Source organism: Azospirillum endophyticum, from assembly GCF_016595245.1.
Taxonomy (GTDB): domain Bacteria; phylum Pseudomonadota; class Alphaproteobacteria; order Azospirillales; family Azospirillaceae; genus Azospirillum; species Azospirillum endophyticum.
In genome coordinates this window covers 1-16,933 of the sequence record NZ_JAENHM010000045.1, presented here as the reverse complement: position 1 = coordinate 16,933, position 16,933 = coordinate 1, and the positions used below count along the sequence as shown (strand labels likewise).

16 protein-coding genes and 1 tRNA gene are annotated in these 16,933 nt (G+C 68.0%); 3 read left to right on the top strand and 14 right to left on the bottom strand.

All coding sequences use genetic code 11. The features are described 5' to 3' along the window. Window positions 1-6: 6 nt before the first annotated feature. From JHL17_RS15255 to JHL17_RS37615, 12 genes are all read right to left on the bottom strand, one after another. The gene (locus tag JHL17_RS15255; protein WP_200194376.1) at window positions 7-807 is read right to left on the bottom strand and encodes an RNA-binding protein; all 801 of its coding nucleotides are present in this window, start codon (window positions 805-807) and stop codon (window positions 7-9) included. A gap of 74 nt (window positions 808-881) precedes the next feature. Next, on the bottom strand, window positions 882-2,453 hold the full coding sequence (gene nusA / locus JHL17_RS15250; protein WP_200194375.1) for a transcription termination factor NusA: 1,572 nt from the start codon (window positions 2,451-2,453) through the stop codon (window positions 882-884). 125 nt (window positions 2,454-2,578) lie between these two features. Continuing rightward, entirely contained in the window at window positions 2,579-3,079 is a 501-nt protein-coding gene (rimP, locus tag JHL17_RS15245; protein WP_200194374.1) for a ribosome maturation factor RimP, read from the bottom strand. Window positions 3,080-3,344: 265 nt separating this feature from the next. Continuing rightward, the gene (trmB, locus tag JHL17_RS15240; RefSeq protein WP_200194373.1) at window positions 3,345-4,082 is read right to left on the bottom strand and encodes a tRNA (guanine(46)-N(7))-methyltransferase TrmB; all 738 of its coding nucleotides are present in this window, start codon (window positions 4,080-4,082) and stop codon (window positions 3,345-3,347) included. Between the two features lie 121 nt (window positions 4,083-4,203). Next, complete coding sequence (gene metK, locus JHL17_RS15235; RefSeq protein WP_211113427.1) at window positions 4,204-5,385, bottom strand: methionine adenosyltransferase; 1,182 nt, start codon at window positions 5,383-5,385, stop codon at window positions 4,204-4,206. Window positions 5,386-5,724: 339 nt separating this feature from the next. Next, a complete protein-coding gene (locus JHL17_RS15230) occupies window positions 5,725-6,219 on the bottom strand; it encodes a helix-turn-helix domain-containing protein (RefSeq protein ID WP_200194371.1) in 495 nt (164 codons plus the stop codon). A 130-nt stretch (window positions 6,220-6,349) separates the two neighbouring features. Next, the gene (gene lnt / locus JHL17_RS15225) at window positions 6,350-7,963 is read right to left on the bottom strand and encodes an apolipoprotein N-acyltransferase (RefSeq protein WP_200194369.1); all 1,614 of its coding nucleotides are present in this window, start codon (window positions 7,961-7,963) and stop codon (window positions 6,350-6,352) included. Between the two features lie 171 nt (window positions 7,964-8,134). Beyond that, complete coding sequence (locus tag JHL17_RS15220) at window positions 8,135-9,091, bottom strand: hemolysin family protein (RefSeq protein WP_200194368.1); 957 nt, start codon at window positions 9,089-9,091, stop codon at window positions 8,135-8,137. Then, entirely contained in the window at window positions 9,088-9,594 is a 507-nt protein-coding gene (gene ybeY, locus JHL17_RS15215; RefSeq protein WP_200194367.1) for an rRNA maturation RNase YbeY, read from the bottom strand. The genes JHL17_RS15220 and ybeY overlap by 4 nt, the downstream gene beginning before the upstream one ends. Beyond that, a complete protein-coding gene (locus tag JHL17_RS15210) occupies window positions 9,591-10,685 on the bottom strand; it encodes a PhoH family protein (protein ID WP_200194366.1) in 1,095 nt (364 codons plus the stop codon). Before JHL17_RS15210 ends, ybeY begins: the two co-directional genes overlap by 4 nt. Then, window positions 10,682-12,106 carry a tRNA (N6-isopentenyl adenosine(37)-C2)-methylthiotransferase MiaB gene (miaB, locus tag JHL17_RS15205; protein ID WP_200194365.1) on the bottom strand — a complete coding sequence of 475 codons (1,425 nt, stop codon included), beginning with the start codon at window positions 12,104-12,106 and terminating at the stop codon, window positions 10,682-10,684. Before miaB ends, JHL17_RS15210 begins: the two co-directional genes overlap by 4 nt. A 180-nt stretch (window positions 12,107-12,286) precedes the next feature. Then, a complete protein-coding gene (locus JHL17_RS37615) occupies window positions 12,287-12,994 on the bottom strand; it encodes a GNAT family N-acetyltransferase (protein WP_200194364.1) in 708 nt (235 codons plus the stop codon). A gap of 454 nt (window positions 12,995-13,448) precedes the next feature. On the opposite strand from JHL17_RS37615, the gene apaG reads away from it, so the two are divergent. The 3 genes from apaG to ybaK all read left to right on the top strand — a co-directional run bounded on the left by apaG (window position 13,449) and on the right by ybaK (window position 15,442). Continuing rightward, a complete protein-coding gene (gene apaG / locus JHL17_RS15195) occupies window positions 13,449-13,841 on the top strand; it encodes a Co2+/Mg2+ efflux protein ApaG (RefSeq protein ID WP_200194362.1) in 393 nt (130 codons plus the stop codon). Between the two features lie 417 nt (window positions 13,842-14,258). Continuing rightward, window positions 14,259-14,885: a GTP cyclohydrolase I FolE gene (gene folE, locus JHL17_RS15190; protein ID WP_200194414.1), complete on the top strand. Its 627-nt coding sequence runs from the start codon at window positions 14,259-14,261 to the stop codon at window positions 14,883-14,885. A 74-nt stretch (window positions 14,886-14,959) separates the two neighbouring features. After that, window positions 14,960-15,442 (top strand): Cys-tRNA(Pro) deacylase, encoded by a 483-nt coding sequence (gene ybaK, locus JHL17_RS15185; protein WP_200194361.1) that lies wholly within the window; start codon window positions 14,960-14,962, stop codon window positions 15,440-15,442. Between the two features lie 18 nt (window positions 15,443-15,460). Here the strand turns inward: ybaK and JHL17_RS15180 are convergent. Together JHL17_RS15180 and JHL17_RS15175 are read right to left on the bottom strand one after the other, a co-directional pair. Next, a tRNA-Arg gene (locus tag JHL17_RS15180) sits at window positions 15,461-15,537 on the bottom strand. A 322-nt stretch (window positions 15,538-15,859) separates the two neighbouring features. Further along, window positions 15,860-16,573: a sulfite oxidase-like oxidoreductase gene (locus tag JHL17_RS15175; protein WP_200194360.1), complete on the bottom strand. Its 714-nt coding sequence runs from the start codon at window positions 16,571-16,573 to the stop codon at window positions 15,860-15,862. Between the last annotated feature and the right edge of the window lie 360 nt (window positions 16,574-16,933).

The following is a 16,933-nucleotide window of genomic DNA, read 5'->3' as shown; positions in this document are numbered from 1 at the left end:
CAGACGTTACATCGCAGGCCGGCCGGCCGAATCGCCGACTCCCCAGCCCTTATCAGAATCAAGGCGCGCGTCCCGGTCCCCTGGAGGACCCTTGACGTCCAGGTGCCCCTGGGGACCCTTCAGCCCCCTCAGGCGTGCCGCATCGCGGGCCAGCCCTGCGGCCAGCCTGCCCCGCGCCACCACGGCGTGCACCGCGTGATCACGTCCGAGCGCCGCGGCCAAGGCCGAGGACACGAACAGATCGATCACCGGCAGCGACGGCGCGAGCGCCGTCACCTTGCCGCGCTGGTCCAGCGAGCCGTCAGCGGCTTCGACCAGCAGGGACGGCGGGGGACCCGCACGGCCGACCTGGTTGGCCTTCAACGCCTCGCGCACCTTCTCGTATCCCGCCAGAACGTGGCCGGCACGGCGGGCAAGGCCCAACGCGTGCAGACACCGCTTTTCCAGCAGCCGTTCCAGCCTTTCGGCCAGATCGGGCGGTACTTTCACCGCCCGGCGGGCCGCTTTGGCGAAAACGGATTTACCCATGGCCTTCGCCAGGGCATCCCGGTCGGCCGTGACCCAAAGGCCGCGGCCGGGCAGACGTTCTTCCAGGTCGGGAACCACCTCGGCGTCGGGGCCGATCACGAAACGGATCATCCCCTCCTTCGGTCCCACCGTACCCGACGCGATGCAGCGGCGCAGAGGCCCCTTCTCGTCGTCGGCCGGCAGGCGGTCCGTCCCGGCACGATCGTCCTGTGCCAATTCCTGATCCGGCACCGCATCCGCGGCGGCGGTCGGTGTCCGTTCGTCGTTCCGTTCGGTCATCCGATCGTCATCCGCTCGCGCGGTCCCGAATAATCGTTCCTGTCGGACGCGGTTCCAACCGGCATTGCTGCCGGTCAGGCCTGCGCGCCCTGGGCGTCGGTCGAGCCCTCGGCCTTGCCGTCGCCGGCGGGAGCCGCGGCGGCGCCGTCCTGTTCCTCACCCTCGAACCAGTGGGCGCGCGCGGCCATGATGATCGCGTTCGCCTCCTCTTCCGAAGGAGCGTCCTTGGCGCCGTCCTTGCCCAGGATCTCGACCAGCTCGTCGCCGGCCAGATCGGCGAGGTCGTCCAGCGTCTTCACGCCGTTCTCGCCCAGCTTCACCAGCTGGGTGGCGCTGAAGCCGGTCAGCTCGGCGACGATGTCCTCGACGCCCAGCTCGAGACGGCGCTCGTTCGCCTGCTCGTCCTGGACTTCCAGGAAGGCCAGGGCGCGCTGCTTCAGCTCGTCGGCGACGGACTCGTCGAAGCCCTCGATCTCGGCCAGTTCGTCGGTCTCGACGTAGGCGATCTCCTCGACCGAGGTGAAGCCTTCGGCGACAAGGAGATGGGCGATCACGTCGTCGACGTCCAGCGCCTGCATGAACAGGGCGGACCGGTTGTGGATTTCCTCCGACCGGCGCTCCGACTCTTCCTGTTCGGTCAGGATGTCGATGTCCCAGCCGGTCAGCATCGAGGCGAGGCGCACGTTCTGGCCGCGGCGGCCGATGGCCAGCGACAGCTGGTCGTCGGGCACCACCACCTCGATGCGGTGGTTGTCGTCGTCGAGCACGACCTTGGCGACTTCGGCGGGGGCGAGCGCATTGACGACGAAGGTCGGCGCTTCGCCGTTCCACGGAATGATGTCGATCTTCTCGCCCTGCAGCTCGCCGACGACCGCCTGGACGCGGCTGCCGCGCATGCCGACGCAGGCGCCGACCGGGTCGATCGAGCTGTCGTGGCTCAGCACCGCGATCTTGGCGCGGCTGCCCGGATCGCGGGCGACCGCCTTGATCTCGATGATGCCGTCGTAGATCTCCGGCACTTCCTGGGCGAACAGCTTCGCCATGAACATCGGATGCGTGCGCGACAGGAAGATCTGCGGGCCGCGCGGCTCCTCGCGGACGTCGAAGATATAGGCGCGGACGCGGTCGCCGTTCTTGAAATGCTCACGCGGCAGCAGCTCGTCGCGGCGCAGGATCGCTTCGGCGCGGCCCAGGTCGACGGTGACGTTGCCGTATTCGACGCGCTTGACCAGACCGTTGACGATCTCGCCGTTGCGGTCCTTGTACTCGTTGAACTGGCGCTTGCGCTCGGCGTCGCGCACCTTCTGCACGATGACCTGCTTGGCGGTCTGGGCGGCGATGCGACCGAAATCGATGGGCGGCAGTGGATCGACCAGGAAATCGCCCAGCTTGGCGCCGGCCTTGCGGCGCACGGCATAGGGCAGGGTGACCTGCGTCGCCTCGTTCTCCACCGTCTCGACCACCTCCAGGTGGCGGGTCAGATGGATGTCGCCGGTCTTGCGGTCGATGCGCGCGCGGATATCGTGCTCGTGTCCGTACTTGGAGCGGCCGGCCTTCTGAATCGCCTGCTCCATCGCCTCCAGGACTTCGTCCCGGTCGATGTTCTTTTCGCGGGCGACCGCGTCAGCGACTTGCAGCAGTTCCATCCGTTACACTTCCTGGGTCGGTCTTGTGTGATGCCGGTCTTGCGTGATGTCCGGTCGGGTCGGCGGGGTCGGTGCGGGCAACCTGGGCCAAGCATCCCGGCGGTTCGTCCTTACGGACGGTTCCGTCAGTTCTGCGGGCCGTCCTGCTGCTCCTGGCTGGCGCGGATCAGTTCGTCCGTCAGCACCAGCTTGGCGCGCAGGATGTTGTCGAACTCCAGCCGGGCGGCTCCCTGTTCGGTGTCGACGCACACGAGGCCGTCCTCGACGCCCTTCAGCATGCCCTTGAAACGCTTGCGGCCGTCGATGGCCATGCGGCTTTCCAGCCGGGCTTCGAAGCCGGCGAAGCGCTCGAAATCCTTGAGCCGGGTCAGCGGCCGGTCGATGCCGGGCGAACTGACTTCCAGCGTGTAGGCCTCGCGGATCGGGTCTTCCACGTCCAGCAGGGCCGAGACGGAGCGGCTGATGTCGGCGCAATCCTCGACAGTCATGGGCGCGCCGTCGGCGCGCTCCGCCATGATCTGGAGAATCGACCGCTGGCCGCCTGAGATCTGAACGCGCACGACTTCATAGCCCATGGCTTCGACCGACGGCGTGATGATCTGTTCGATGCGACCTGTAGCGTCCATTCCACCTGACCCAAAGCCTGCGGCCGGGATCGAACCGGACGAGGTTTTCCACAACAATAGGTTCAACAAGCGCGTGGTTCCACACGCTGATAAAAAAATAAGTGGGCAAAAGCCCACCCGCAAAGCGTCTCGCCGGCCCGGTTGCCCGGGCCGCCAATCCGTATGGGTTCTCAGAGGGTGAATATAGTCATTCCGTCCGATGCCGCAAGCCTTTTCCGGCCCGATCGTCGTGGCGGTCCGGATTCTCAAGCGGAACGGGTATGCGTCAGCCCCGCGGGCGGCGGACGAAGCGCAGGAAGACCGGCTTGCGGCCGGCGGCGATCGCCTTCTCCTCGTAGCGCGTCGCCGGCCAGTCGTCGGGGCGGACGCGCCAGTCCGAGGGGCGGCGGGCCGTCCATTCGAAATCGGGATGCTTGACCGTATGTTCAAGCATCCAACGCACCAAGCCCATGTCGTCGCTGGCCAGACGCAGCTCGGCCCCGTCCTTCAGCACGCGGGCCAGCCGCGGCAGGTTCTCGGGCCCGATGAAGCGGCGGTCGGCGTGGCGTTTCTTCGGCCAGGGGTCGGCGAACAGCACGAAGGCGCGGCCGATCGAGGCGTCGGGCAGGGCGTCCAGCAGCGGCCGGGCGTCGTCGGGAAGGACGCGGACGTTGCCCAGGGCCTCGTCCTCGACCATGCCCAGCAGTCCGGCGATGCCGTTGAGGAAGGGTTCGGCGCCGACGATGCCGACATCCGGGTTGTGCCCGGCCTGCCAGGCGAGGTGATGGCCCATGCCGAACCCGATCTCCAGCCAGACCTCCCGTTTGGGCTCGTCGAACAGGCCGGCGGGATCCAGCCGGTCGCCGGGCTTCGGCACCGGGATTTCCAGGCGGGGCAGCAGATCCTCGATCAGGCTCGTCCGGCGCTTGCGCAGGGGGCGCCCCTTGCGCCGGCCGAACAGCCGGTTTCCGGTCTCGGTCTGGGAGGCTTCGTCGTTCGGTTGAGCGGTTTTGCTGTCAGTCATGGCGGTCGGTGCGGTTCGAAGAGCGGTGTCGGCGGAAAACAGGCTTACACAAAAAGGACGGCGGAGGCCGTTTCCAGCCTCCGCCGTCCTTCCGAGGTCCCTTGATCCGCCGGATAGGCGATCAGAAGGCGCCGCGCAGGGCCTCGACCAGATCGGTCTTCTCCCACGAGAAGCCGCCGTCCACCTCCGGCTCGCGGCCGAAATGGCCGTAGGCGGCGGTGCGGGCGTAGATCGGCTTGTTCAGGCCCAGATGCGTGCGGATGCCGCGCGGGGACAGATCCACCAGCTGCTGGAGGATGTCGGACAGACGGTCCTCGTCGACATTGCCGGTGCCATGGGTGTCGACATAGACCGACAGCGGCTTCGACACGCCGATGGCGTAGGAGACCTGGATCGTGCACTTCTCCGCCAGTTCCGCCGCGACGACGTTCTTGGCGAGGTAGCGGGCGGCGTAGGCGGCCGAGCGGTCGACCTTCGTCGGGTCCTTGCCGGAGAAGGCGCCGCCGCCGTGCGGGGCGGCACCGCCGTAGGTGTCGACGATGATCTTGCGGCCGGTCAGGCCGGCGTCACCGTCCGGGCCGCCGATGACGAAACGGCCGGTCGGGTTGACATACAGGTTCTTCGGGTCGCACATCCAGCCTTCCGGCAGGCAGTTGACGATGTGCGGCAGGACGATCTCGCGCACGGCGTCCTGGTCCAGCCCCTCGGCATGCTGGGTCGACAGCACGATGGCGGTGGCGCGGGTCGGGCGGCCGTCGACATACTGCAGGGTGACCTGGCTCTTGGCGTCCGGACCCAGCTGCGGCGAGGCGCCGGAGTGGCGCGCCTCGGCCAGCGACTTCAGGATGGCGTGGCTGTAGTAGATCGGCGCCGGCATCAGCGCCGGGGTCTCGCGGCAGGCATAGCCGAACATGATGCCCTGGTCGCCGGCACCCTCGTCCTTGTTGCCGACGGCGTCGACGCCGACGGCGATGTCGGCGGACTGGGAATGGACGAAGCACTTGACGTCCATCTTCTCCCAATGGAAACCGTCCTGCTCGTAACCGATGTCCTTCACCGCGGCGCGGGCGGCCGCGACCAGCTGGTCGGCCTTGATGCTGTCGGGGCCGCGGACTTCGCCGGCCAGGACGACCTGGTTGGTGGTCGCCAGCGTCTCGACGGCCACGCGGGCCTGCGGGTCGTGCGAAAGATAAAGATCGACGATGGCGTCGGAGATGCGGTCGCAGACCTTGTCGGGATGACCTTCCGACACGGATTCGCTGGTGAAGACGTAGTTCAGCTTTGCCACGGGAAACCTCGGCATTCGGCGGCACGCTATTTCATGAGCCGAAACGGCAGACCGGTACAGCGGCCGCAGACACCGGTCCAAAACCGGTTTTGACAAGGTTTCCGTCCGCGGTCAAGGAGACTACCGGCAGTAAGGCCTTGGGCCTATCATCGCAGACCCCACACGAAGGGGTGGGCACGGTCGCGCCGCGCCTTCCCCATTCGGTGGGTATCGCATGCCGTGTGGCAAAACGGCAGGAACTGTCGCGATGGCTTCCGCTCCCGACCCGTCGGGATCAGAAGCTTCGGTGTCCTATGCCACCGCCGCGCCAGTCGGCGCGGATGCCGGCGGTCATCGTCGATGGCCGCAGGTCCATCAGCCGGCGGCGTCCGCCACGGCGGCGCTGGCCACCGCCTTGGTCAGCTCGAACAGGCGCTTGCGCACCGACGGATCGCTGATCTTGTAATAGGCGCGGACCAGTTCCAGCGTCTCGCGCTTGGCCATCGGATCGGGCTCGTAGGTGTTGACCGCCCGCTCCTCGGACGAACCAGCCTCATCGTCGTCCTCGACGCGGGCGGAGGCGGCTTCGGCCGGCATGTCGTCGAAGAAGAAGGAAACCGGCACGTCCAGCACGCGGCTGAGGTCGAACAGACGCGACGCGCCGATGCGGTTGGCGCCGCGCTCGTACTTCTGCACCTGCTGGAAGGTCAGGCCGATCGCCTCGCCCAGCTTTTCCTGGCTCATGCCGAGAAGGGTACGGCGGAGACGGACGCGGGATCCGACATGGACGTCGATGGGATTCGGCTTTCCGGTCTTCGGACGGCCCGCACCCGCACGGCGCCCGCGCGGCGCCCCAGTTTCAGTCTGCATCTCGTTTATCCCTGTAACGGTTGTGCAACCTAGTTACGACATATCCACGTATGCAGTCAAGTCCGCTCCGGTCAAGCCGGTTACACGAAATTGTTATGCATGTGGCGAGCGGATTGCCCGTATTGCTGCGTCACCGGCGATATCGCGAGGCCGTGGCCGCCAAGAAGCAGCCAAGAAGCAATATGCCGAAAATCCAGTCGCCCATGCGGGCATAGGCTGTGACGCCATCCGGCGCTTTCGGCAACGTGGTATCGATGAAGCCTCGCTCACCCAGTCCGAGCAAGTGTCGCACACGACCGTAAGCGTCCACCACCCCGGATATTCCCGTATTCGCCACCCGGACCAGCGGCAGACCCTCCTCCACCGCGCGCACCTGATTGATGGCGAAATGCTGGTGCGGGCCGGCGGTGCGGCCGTACCAGGCGTCGTTGGTCAGGTTCAACAGCCATTGCGGACGGTCGGCGGTGTCGATCACGGCACCGGGGAAGATGCTTTCATAGCAGATCAGCGGGCTGAAGGACGGCAGGCCGGACACATGGTCCGACAGATGCAGGGTGCGCGGACCCGGTCCCGGGGAGAACTCGGCACCGTTGCCGGCGATGGCGCCGACCGGCAGCCATTGCCGCAGCGGCATGTACTCGCCGAAGGGGACGAGGTGGAACTTGTCATAGTCGGCGACCGCGGCGCCGCTGCCGTCCACCGCCACCATGCCGTTGAAATAGCGCCGTTCGCCGTCGGCGCCGATCACCGTGCGCGGCGCTCCGGTGATCAGCAGCCCGCCCGGCGGGGTGACCGAGGCCATCGCCTGCCGGACCCGCGCATCCTCCTCGACGAAGAAGGGAACGGCGGTTTCCGGCCAGATGATGACGTTCGGCGGTGACGTCGACGGATCGGCGGGTGGGGCGGCGGACAGCGCGAGATGGCTCTGGAAATTCTGCACCCGTTCGGCCGGTGCCCATTTCAGCCGCTGGTCGATCGCCGCCTGGACCAGCCGCAGGCGGATCCCCGGCACCGGATCGTCGACCGCCCCGGCCAGCCTCCAGGCACCCCAGCCGCCAAGCACCGCCAGCAGCGCCAGCCCGGCGGCGACGGCGGCCCGGGCGCGTCCGGATGTTGTGTCTTGGTCGGGCAGCGCGGCGGGCAGGGCGGCGGCCACCACCGTCACCAGCGTCAGGCCGTAGATGCCGAAGAGCGAGACGGTCTGCAGCACCGGCAGCACCCCGACCCAGCCATAGCCGATCAGGTTCCACGGAAAACCGGTGAGGACGTGGCCGCGCAGCCACTCCCACAGGCACCAGCAGGCGGCGAACAGCAGCGGGCGCGCCAGACCGGCACCGAGACCGCGCCGGCGCAGCAGCTGGAAGGTCAGGGTGGCGCCGCCGCTGAACATCGCCAGCAGGATCGGCAGGCCGACGGCCGACAGCGGCAACGCCCACCAGAAGCGCTCGATGTCGGTGAACAGGGCGGCGCTGATCCAGTAAAGCCCGAGCACATGGTGGGCGAAGCCGAAGAACCAGCCGACGGCGAAGGCGCCCTTCTTCGTTTCCACCCCGTCCAGCAGCCAGATCAGGCCGGGAAAGGCCGCCAGCAGCACCGGCAGCACATCGGCCGGCGGCAGCGCCAGCGTGGCGAGGCCGCCCAGCAGCATCGCGGCGGCCACCCGGCGCCAGCCGGTCAGCGCGGCCAGCCGCGCGGAGACACGGCCCAGCCGGGCCGGGACGGGCAGGGTGTCGGTGGCGGTCAAAATGGAAACTCCGGCAGCGGCGGGGCAGGCGGCGCCATAGGTAATGCGGCCGGACGGGGGCGCCAAGGTCCTTATGGGCGGGGCAGTGTTGTGGAAGAGGGGGCGTTGGACCTCCGCCTGTCCTCCCCCGCCGGGCGGGAGAGGGTCAGGTTGGAGAAAACACCGGGGACGCTAGGCCGTCTCGGCCAGCTCCGCGCTGTTGGCCGGAACATTGTGGACGCGCAGGCGCTTCAGGCGGCGGGAGTCGGCATCGACGATCTCGAACTCCAGGCCCGAGGGATGCACCAGCCGTTCGCCTAGCCCCGGCACGCGGCCGGCGATGGAGACGACCAGACCGCCCAGCGTGTCGATGTCCTCGCGCTCCTCCTCGGTCAGGACGGGACCGACGCGGTCCTCGAAATCCTCGATGGGCAGGCGGGCGTCGGCGATCAGGCTGCCGTCGGGACGCTCGAACAGCCGCGGGGCCGCCGCCTCGTCATGCTCGTCCTCGATCTCGCCGACGATCTCCTCCACCAGGTCCTCGATGGTGACGAGGCCGTCGATGCCGCCGAACTCGTCCACCACCAGCGCCATGTGCTGGCGGGTCTGGCGCATCTGCACCAGCAGGTCGAGCACATGCATGGAGGGGGCGACGATCTTCGCCTCGCGGATGATGCCGGTGAGGTCCGGCTTCTGGCGCAGGCCTTCGGACGAGGCGGCCTGCTTCGCCAGCAGAGTCAGCACGTCCTTGATGTGGATGATGCCGACCACGTCGTCCAGGGTCTCGCGGAACACCGGCAGACGGGAATGGCCTTCCTCGGCGACGCGCTGGACCAATGCTGGGAAGGGGATGTCGATGTCGACGGCGATGATGTCGGCGCGCGGCACCATGACGTCGGCGACGGTGCGGTCGCGCAGCTTCAGGATGTTGGTCAGCAGCGCCCGCTCGCCGGTGCCGAGCGAATCCTCGCCGTCCTCGCTGGCGGCATCGTCCAGGCCGGCGATCAGCTCTTCGATCGTGCCGCGCAGGGAAGTGTCCTCGCGGCCGCCCCAGACGGTGCGGAGCCACCCCTTGAACAGGTGGCCCAGGGAATGGTCTTCGGCCCCGTTGTCATCACGGGGCGTGCGACTGTCGGATATTTCGCTCATCGGTCCGGCGGTTGGTGGTTGGCGGCATAGGGATCGGCGATGCCGAGCGTGGCGAGCAGCCGGGTTTCCAGCGCCTCCATCTCCTCGGCCTCGTCGTCCGTCTCGTGATCATAACCCAGCAGATGCAGAACACCATGCATCACAAGGTGAGTCGTGTGGTCTTTGAGGCTTTTCCCCTGTTCGGAGGCCTCGCGGGCGACGGTTTCGTAGGCAAGGATGACGTCGCCGAGCATCACCGGCATGCCGTCCTGCGCTTCCGGCTCCTCCGCCTCGGTCAGCGCGAAGGACAGGACGTTGGTCGGCTTGTCCTTGCCGCGATACTCGCGGTTCAGCCGCTGGACCAATGCGTCGTCGGCCAGCACGACCGACAGTTCGGCCGGGCCTTCCTCGTCGTCATAGGCGGCGCCCAGGGTGGCGAGGGCGGCGCGCTCGGCCAGCCACTCGGCATCCTCGGCCCAGTCGCCGGCTTCACGTGAAACAGTGACGTCGACCGCGCTGGTCATTCCGGTTCTCCAACGATCTCGGACCCTTCTCCGATCTTTTCGCTATTGAAACCGGCACGGCGGGCCTGCTTGCGCGCCGCCTCGCGGACATCGGCCTGATCATAGGCGCGGATGATGCGCGCCACCATCGGGTGGCGGACGACGTCGGCGTCGGTGAAGCGGACGAAGCGCACGCCCTCTACCCCGTGCAGGATGTCCAGCGCGTCGCGCAGGCCCGACCGCGTGCCGGACGGCAGGTCGATCTGCGTGATGTCGCCGGTGACGACCATCCGTCCGCCCTCGCCCAGCCGGGTCAGGAACATCTTCATCTGCATCGGCGTGGTGTTCTGCGCCTCGTCCAGGATGACGAAGGCGTTGCCCAGCGTCCGGCCGCGCATGAAGGCCAGCGGCGCGATCTCGATCTCGCCGGACTCCAGCCGCTTCTTCACCTGTTCGGCCGGCAGCATGTCGTGCAGCGCGTCGTAGAGCGGACGCAGGTAAGGATCGACCTTCTCCTTCAGGTCGCCGGGCAGGAAGCCCAGCCGTTCGCCCGCCTCGACCGCCGGGCGCGACAGCACGATGCGGTCGACTTGGCCGGTGGTCAGCAGTGCCACCGCCTGGGCCACCGCCAGATAGGTCTTGCCGGTGCCGGCCGGTCCGAGCCCGAAGACCAACTCGCTCTCCGCCAGGGCCTGGAGATAGGCGGCCTGGGTGGGGGTGCGCGGGGTGATCGGGCCGCGCCGGCGGGTGCGCAGCGCGATCTCGGCGCGGGTGATGGTCGCCTGCGGGGCGGCGGGGCGTGGCTCCTCGCCGCTGGTGACGCCGGAGAAGCCGGCGTCGGCGGTCGCCATGCGGACGGCGCCGTCGACCTCGCCGCCGTCGATCGTCTGGCCGCGGGTCAGCCGGCCATACAGGCCGTTCAGCGCCGTCCGCGCCGTCTCGGCGGCATCGGACGGGCCGGAAATGGTCAGGGTGTTGCCGCGCGAGATCAGCGACACTCCCAGAAGGGATTCGATGCGGGCGAGGTGGCGGTCATGCTCCCCGTACAGCATCGGCAGAAGACGGTTGTCATCGAATTGAACGTCGATGCGCCGTTCGGGCAGACCGTTCAAGCGCTTGCCTCCAAGGTTGCGGCAGGCTGGAAGGGAGAGGGGGCGATGTGTCCGCCGGCCATGATCCGGCTGGTCGTGGTCTCGGTGGTGACGACCGTGCCGGCGAGGCTGTTGGCCCGCGCGGCGTCGACCCGCACCTCGACGATGCGGCCGAGCAGCCGGGCGTCGGCCTCGGCATGGACCGACTGCATCCATGGGCTGCGGCCCAGCAACTGGCCGTCGCGGCGGCCGACCCGGTCGAACAGGACGGGCACGCTGCGGCCGACGAAGCCGTGGTTGAAGGCGATCTGCTGGGCGTCCAGCAGCTGGCGCAGCGCCTCCAGCCGCGCCTCCTTCACCTCTTCGGGCAGCTGGGCGCCCTCGGCCGAGGCCGGGGTGCCGGGGCGCGAACTGTATTTGAAGGAATAGGCCTGGGCATAGCCGATGTCGGTGACCAGCTTCAGCGTCTGGGCGAAATCGGCGTCGCTCTCGCCGGGGAAGCCGACGATGAAGTCGCCGGACATCGCCAGGTCGGGCTTGGCCGTGCGCAGCCGGTCGACCAGTCGGCGGTAATCGTCGGCGCTGTGCTTGCGGTTCATCGCCGCCAGGATGCGGTCCGACCCGGCCTGCACCGGCAGATGCAGGTAGGGCATCAGCTGCGGCACCTCGGCATGGGCGCGGATCAGGTCGTCGGCCATGTCGCGCGGGTGCGAGGTGGTGTAGCGGATGCGCGCCAGCCCGTCGATCTCCGCCAGTTCGCGGATCAGCCGGCCGAGGCCCCAAGTGGTGCCGTCCGGCCCATCGCCGTGCCAGGCGTTGACGTTCTGGCCCAGCAGGGTGATCTCGCGCGTGCCGCCGGCGACCAGCCGCTTCGCCTCGGCCAGGACCTGGCCGGCGGGGCGGGAGAACTCGGCGCCGCGGGTGTAGGGCACCACGCAGAAGGTGCAGAACTTGTCGCAGCCCTCCTGCACCGCCAGGAAGGCTGCGACGCCTTGGGCGCCGGCTTCCTCCGGCAGGAGGTCGAACTTGGATTCGGCCGGGAAATCGGTGTTCAGCACGCTGCCGGCGGCGCGGCTGGCCTTCGCCACCATCTCCGGCAGGGTGTGATAGGTCTGCGGGCCGAAGACCATGTCGACGAAGGGGGCGCGGGCGACGATCTCCTCGCCCTCGGCCTGGGCGACGCAGCCGGCGACCGCCAGGATCATCCGGCCGTCCTCGGCCTCCGCCTTGCGGTCCTTCATCTGGCGCAGCCGGCCCAGCTCGGAGAAGACCTTCTCGGCGGCCTTCTCGCGGATGTGGCAGGTGTTCAGGATCACCATGTCGGCGCCGTCCGGCTCATCGACCGGTTGGTAGCCCAGCGGTGCCAGGACGTCCGCCATCCGGGCGGAGTCGTACACGTTCATCTGGCAGCCCCAGGTCTTGATGAACAGCTTCTTGGTCAACCCGCACCCTTCCGCTTGCAACAAAAACGAATAGCGCGCTCACGATGCTGCGTGGCGCGCGGCACGCCGTCGGTCCGGCGTCGCTCCTGATGAGATGGTATCGCGTGTGGGGCGAATCGAGTCAATCCCGCTTCGCCCCACCCCTATTCGCAGACCGGCCGTTTCCGCAATCCGGAAGTTTCATGCCGCCCCGGCCTGAAGGCCGTCGCGCCAGAACCAGTCGGTCCGGCGCACCCGGTCAGTCCACAGTCGCTCCGCCGCCGTCCGGCCGAACAGGGCGCTGAAAGGGCCGGGGGTGTCTCCTGCCAGCACCGGCCCCAAAACCGGCCCCAAAACCGGCCCCAAAACCGGCGTGGCGCCGGTCTCGGTTTCCAGCGCATCGGCCGTCGCCGGCTTGCCAATCATGCCGCCGACCCCGGCCAGCGCGCCCTCGACCAACTCCAGCCCGAGCAGCCGGTTCATGTCGACCGGACCCGGCATCTCCATGCCCAGCGTCAGGGCGCGGGAGAAGCCGAACCGCTCGTAATAGGGGGCGTCGCCGACCAGGATCACCGACTGGTGGCCCAGCGCCACCGCCTTGTTCAGGCTCATCCGGATCAGCTTGCTGCCCAGCCCGCTGCCCTGGAGGTGGGCGGCGACCGCGATGGGGCCGAGCAGGATCGACTGGGTGGTCCCGCCGACCTGGATCGGCCAGTAGCGGATGGTGCCCACCACCACCTCGCGCCCATGCTCGTCATGATCGACGGCGACGAGGTTCAGCGCCGGGATGGAGTCGACGCCGTCGCGCAGCCGGTAGGCGGTCTTGTTGAAACGGTCGGGACCGAAGGAGGCGTCCAGCAGGGCTTCGATGGCAGCGGCGTGCTTGGGCTCTTCGACGGTGATGATCATGCGTGGGGCTCCCGGCGGGAAGAAGGTCTTCTCAGAAGGCTTCTGAAGGGCGGATCGCGCCGCCGCCGGAAGGCCGGGGATGTCAGGTCCCCGTTGTGCCTTCGGCGTCCGCACGCGACCCAAGGACGGCCGCAACCGCGATGCGCGGTGCGAGGCTCCGTCGTCGGATGCGAAGGGCGTGCGGACGAGACATGGACAAGGCTCTTCGGCCGTTGCTGGGACTTGCGCATATATCATCGTCACCCCCCTCCCGCAAGACCGTGGAGACCCGGCGACGATGCATGACTGTATCCATCACAGTGCGGGTCCGGGATGGGGAGGGCGCAGGATTGTCAGGCCGGGTTCTGGACAGTGGGAAAGGGCGACTTTATCCTGCGCCGAACCGCTGCCCGGCCAACCGGACTCCCCAGCCGCCGGCCCGTCCTGGCCGGCGCCGTATATCGGATCGTCTGCCATGTATACCGCCGTCACCCACGACATTCGCGTCACCGTCCAGCCCGTGTTCCTGGAGGACCAATCGGCCCCGGCCGAAGGGCGCTTCGTCTGGGCTTATCACGTCCGCATCGAGAACGAGGGCAACGAGACGGTGCAGTTGCGCACCCGCCACTGGCGCATCACCGACGCCATGGGCCGCGTGCAGGAGGTGCGGGGACCCGGCGTCGTCGGCGAGCAGCCGGTGCTGGAGCCCGGCGACCATTTCGAATACACCAGCGGCACCCCGCTCGGCACGCCGTCCGGCATCATGGCCGGTACCTACGGCATGGAGGGAGAAGACGGGCAGGCCTTCGACGTGACGATCCCGGCCTTCTCGCTCGACAGCCCGCACCAGCCGATGCAACTGAACTGATCCGGCGCACCGCCGCCAGGCAAATAACACAATAAAATTTGTGTGGATAATCCAGGATTCAACATGCGGCTTTGACAAGCCGCATGGCTGACCGTAGTTTGTCCGTCGCTTGAAGGCCATGGGACCGGACCTATCTAGGGGCTTCCATAAGGATGCCAAGCGACGAAAACCGGGGCGGGCGCCGCCGTTCCGCTCCTGCAAACGGGGGCCTTGCGATCGCGAGGGCCGTCTGACCGATCCGTTTGCGTTGATCCGCCGAGGCTTCGGCTCCGTAATGACGCTGGACAGGATGGACGTATCGCGTGATGGCCGCCGGTTCGCGACCGCCGGATTTGCGCAGGGCGTCCCAGTTATCGAAAGGATGTTCCCGTGACGGCTACCAAGCCCCCGCACGCCAAGCCCCCGGTCGTCGACAACGTGCTGCGCGGCCCCGGCCTGCCGCGGCCAGACGCCGTCCTCCGCCCGTCCCGGGCCGAGGCGGAGGAAGCCGTGCGCACCCTGATCCGCTGGGCCGGCGACGACCCGGAGCGCGAAGGGCTCGTCGGCACGCCGGACCGCGTCGTCCGTTCCTATGACGAATTCTTCGCCGGCTACGGCATCGACCCGGTCGAGATCCTGTCGCGCACCTTCGAGGAGACCGACGGCTACGACGAGATGGTCGTGCTGCGCGACATCCGGGTGGAATCCTACTGCGAGCACCACATGGTGCCGATCATCGGCAAGGCGCATGTCGCCTACCTGCCGCGCCGCCGCGTCGTCGGCATCTCCAAGCTGGCCCGCCTGGTCGAGGCCTATGGCAAGCGCCTGCAGATCCAGGAGAAGATGACGGCGCAGATCGCCAACACCATCGACGAGGTCCTCCAGCCGGAGGGCGTGGCCGTGGTGGTCGAGGCGCAGCACCAGTGCATGACGACCCGCGGCATCCACAAGACCGGCGTGACCATGGTGACCAGCCGCATGCTGGGCGCCTTCCGCACCGATCCGTCGACCCGCCGCGAATTCCTGACGATGATCGGCAACCCGTCCTCGCGCGGGATGGAGTGAGGTCTACAGGTCTTTACACCCAAAGCGCTGCCTGCCAAGCTCCCGCCGCTATTTCCCAGTGAGCGGTGTGGAGCATGGCGGCGAAGGTGACCCCGGCGGTCAATGCGGCGAAGGCGGCGGGCATCGCCTTCCGGCTGATGGAATACGACTACGATCCGTCGGCCGACGCCATCGGCCTGCATGCCGCCGAATCGCTCGGGCTCGATCCCGCCATCGTCTACAAGACCCTGATCGTCCAGCTGGAGCCCAAGGCGCTGGCCTGCGCCGTCATCCCGGTCGCGGCCAAGCTGGATTTGAAGGCCATCGCCGCGGCCGCCAGGGCGAAGAAGGCCGATCTCGCCGACCCGGCGCTGGCGGAAAAGACCACCGGTTTCCTGGTCGGCGGCATCAGCCCGCTCGGCCAGAAGAAGGCGCTGCCGACCTTCATCGACGCGAGCGCCGAAGCGCTGCCGGAAATGGTGGTGAATGGCGGCCGGCGCGGCCTGCAGATCGTGCTGGCGCCCGCCGATCTGGCCAAGGCGACGAAGGCGGCGATCTGCGCCATCGTCGCGCACTGAACCAGGAATTTACGGTGGTGGTGACCCCGGCAGGACTCGAACCTGCTGCCTCAAGTTTAGGAAACTCGCGCTCTATCCTGATGAGCTACGGGGCCACTTGCGCCGCACCTTAACGGTTTCGCCGGCAAGGGGAAAGTGGCTTTTGGTGAAAGTGCGGCGTCGCTGGGGCGCTCGCCTGAAGGCGGGCGTCGCGCCGTTGGAAGCAACATAGAACACGGATTACACGGATTTCGACACGGATTGCACGGATCAGGCCGTATCCGGGACGCCAATCCATAGGAATGGCGACCGGGACGGATCGTGCTGAAGCGGGCGGTTCCGTGAAATCCGTGTCGAAATCCGTGAAATCCGTGTCGATTGTTGCCTGCGTCTCCAGTACCTCGCGTTCAGGCGAGTGACTTGGCGGCTTCGCTCCCGTCAGTCCGAATAGCGCTCCTCCAGCCACGGGTCGGCGTGGTTGTTGTAGCCGCGGACCTCCCAATAGCCCTTGCGGTCGCCGGCCAGCAGCTCGATCCGCTTCACCCACTTGGCGCTCTTCCAGAGATACAGCTTGGGCAGGATGATGCGCACCGGACCGCCATGCTCGCGGCTGATCGGCTGGCCTTCCCAATTGGTGGCGAGCAGCACGCCGTCGTCGTCGAAGTCGGACAGGGCGACGTTGGTGGTGTAGCCGTCGAAGGAATGGAAGACGACGAAACGCGCCTCCGGTTTCGGTCGGGCCAGCTCCAGCAGGCGGCGGGCGCTGACGCCCTCCCACCGGTTGTCGTAGCGCGACCAGGTGGTGACGCAATGGATGTCGGAGACGAAGCTCTCCTGCGGCTGGGCCTGGAAATCCGCCCAGTTCCAGGACAGCCGGTTCTCCACCAGCCCGTCGACGGCGAGCGTCCAGTTGGCGGTCGTCACCTTCGGCGTGATGCCGAGGTCGAGCACCGGCCAGTCGGTCACCAGTCGCTGGCCGGGCGGCAGCCGGTCGCGCGCCGGGTCGGCGGCATGGCCGGTCAGCGCACGGCCGTCGCGCGCCCATTGCTCCTTGGTGGCGACCAGCTTGTCGCGGACGGCGCCGTCCTGTCCGACCTGCGGGTCCGGTTCCAGTCCGGTCAGCCCGTCCGGCTTGGGAGGTGTGTCGCTCATGGCTCATCCTTACGCAGCGCTTCCGGCTCGGCCGGCATGGGTCCCGCTTAAAAAAGGAACAGACAGCCGGGTTGGCAAGCGGAAGCGGGAGAACTAACTTCCCGGAGCCCGGCACGTTGGAGCCCTGGCTTATTGGAGCCACAGTTCCACGCCAGGGTGCCGGCCTTCCTCCGCCGACCCCTTATCGCCGCCCTGTCAGAGACCACCCGAGTGATTTGCCGATGATCCGGTCCGCAGCGCCCGCCGCTTCCCCTTTCGCACGCGCTTGGCGTTTGTTCCTGTCCGGCGGCCTCGCCGTCCTGCTGCTCGCGGTCCTGCTCGCCGGGCCGGGACCCGCCGCGCTGGCCGCCTCGCCGGCGC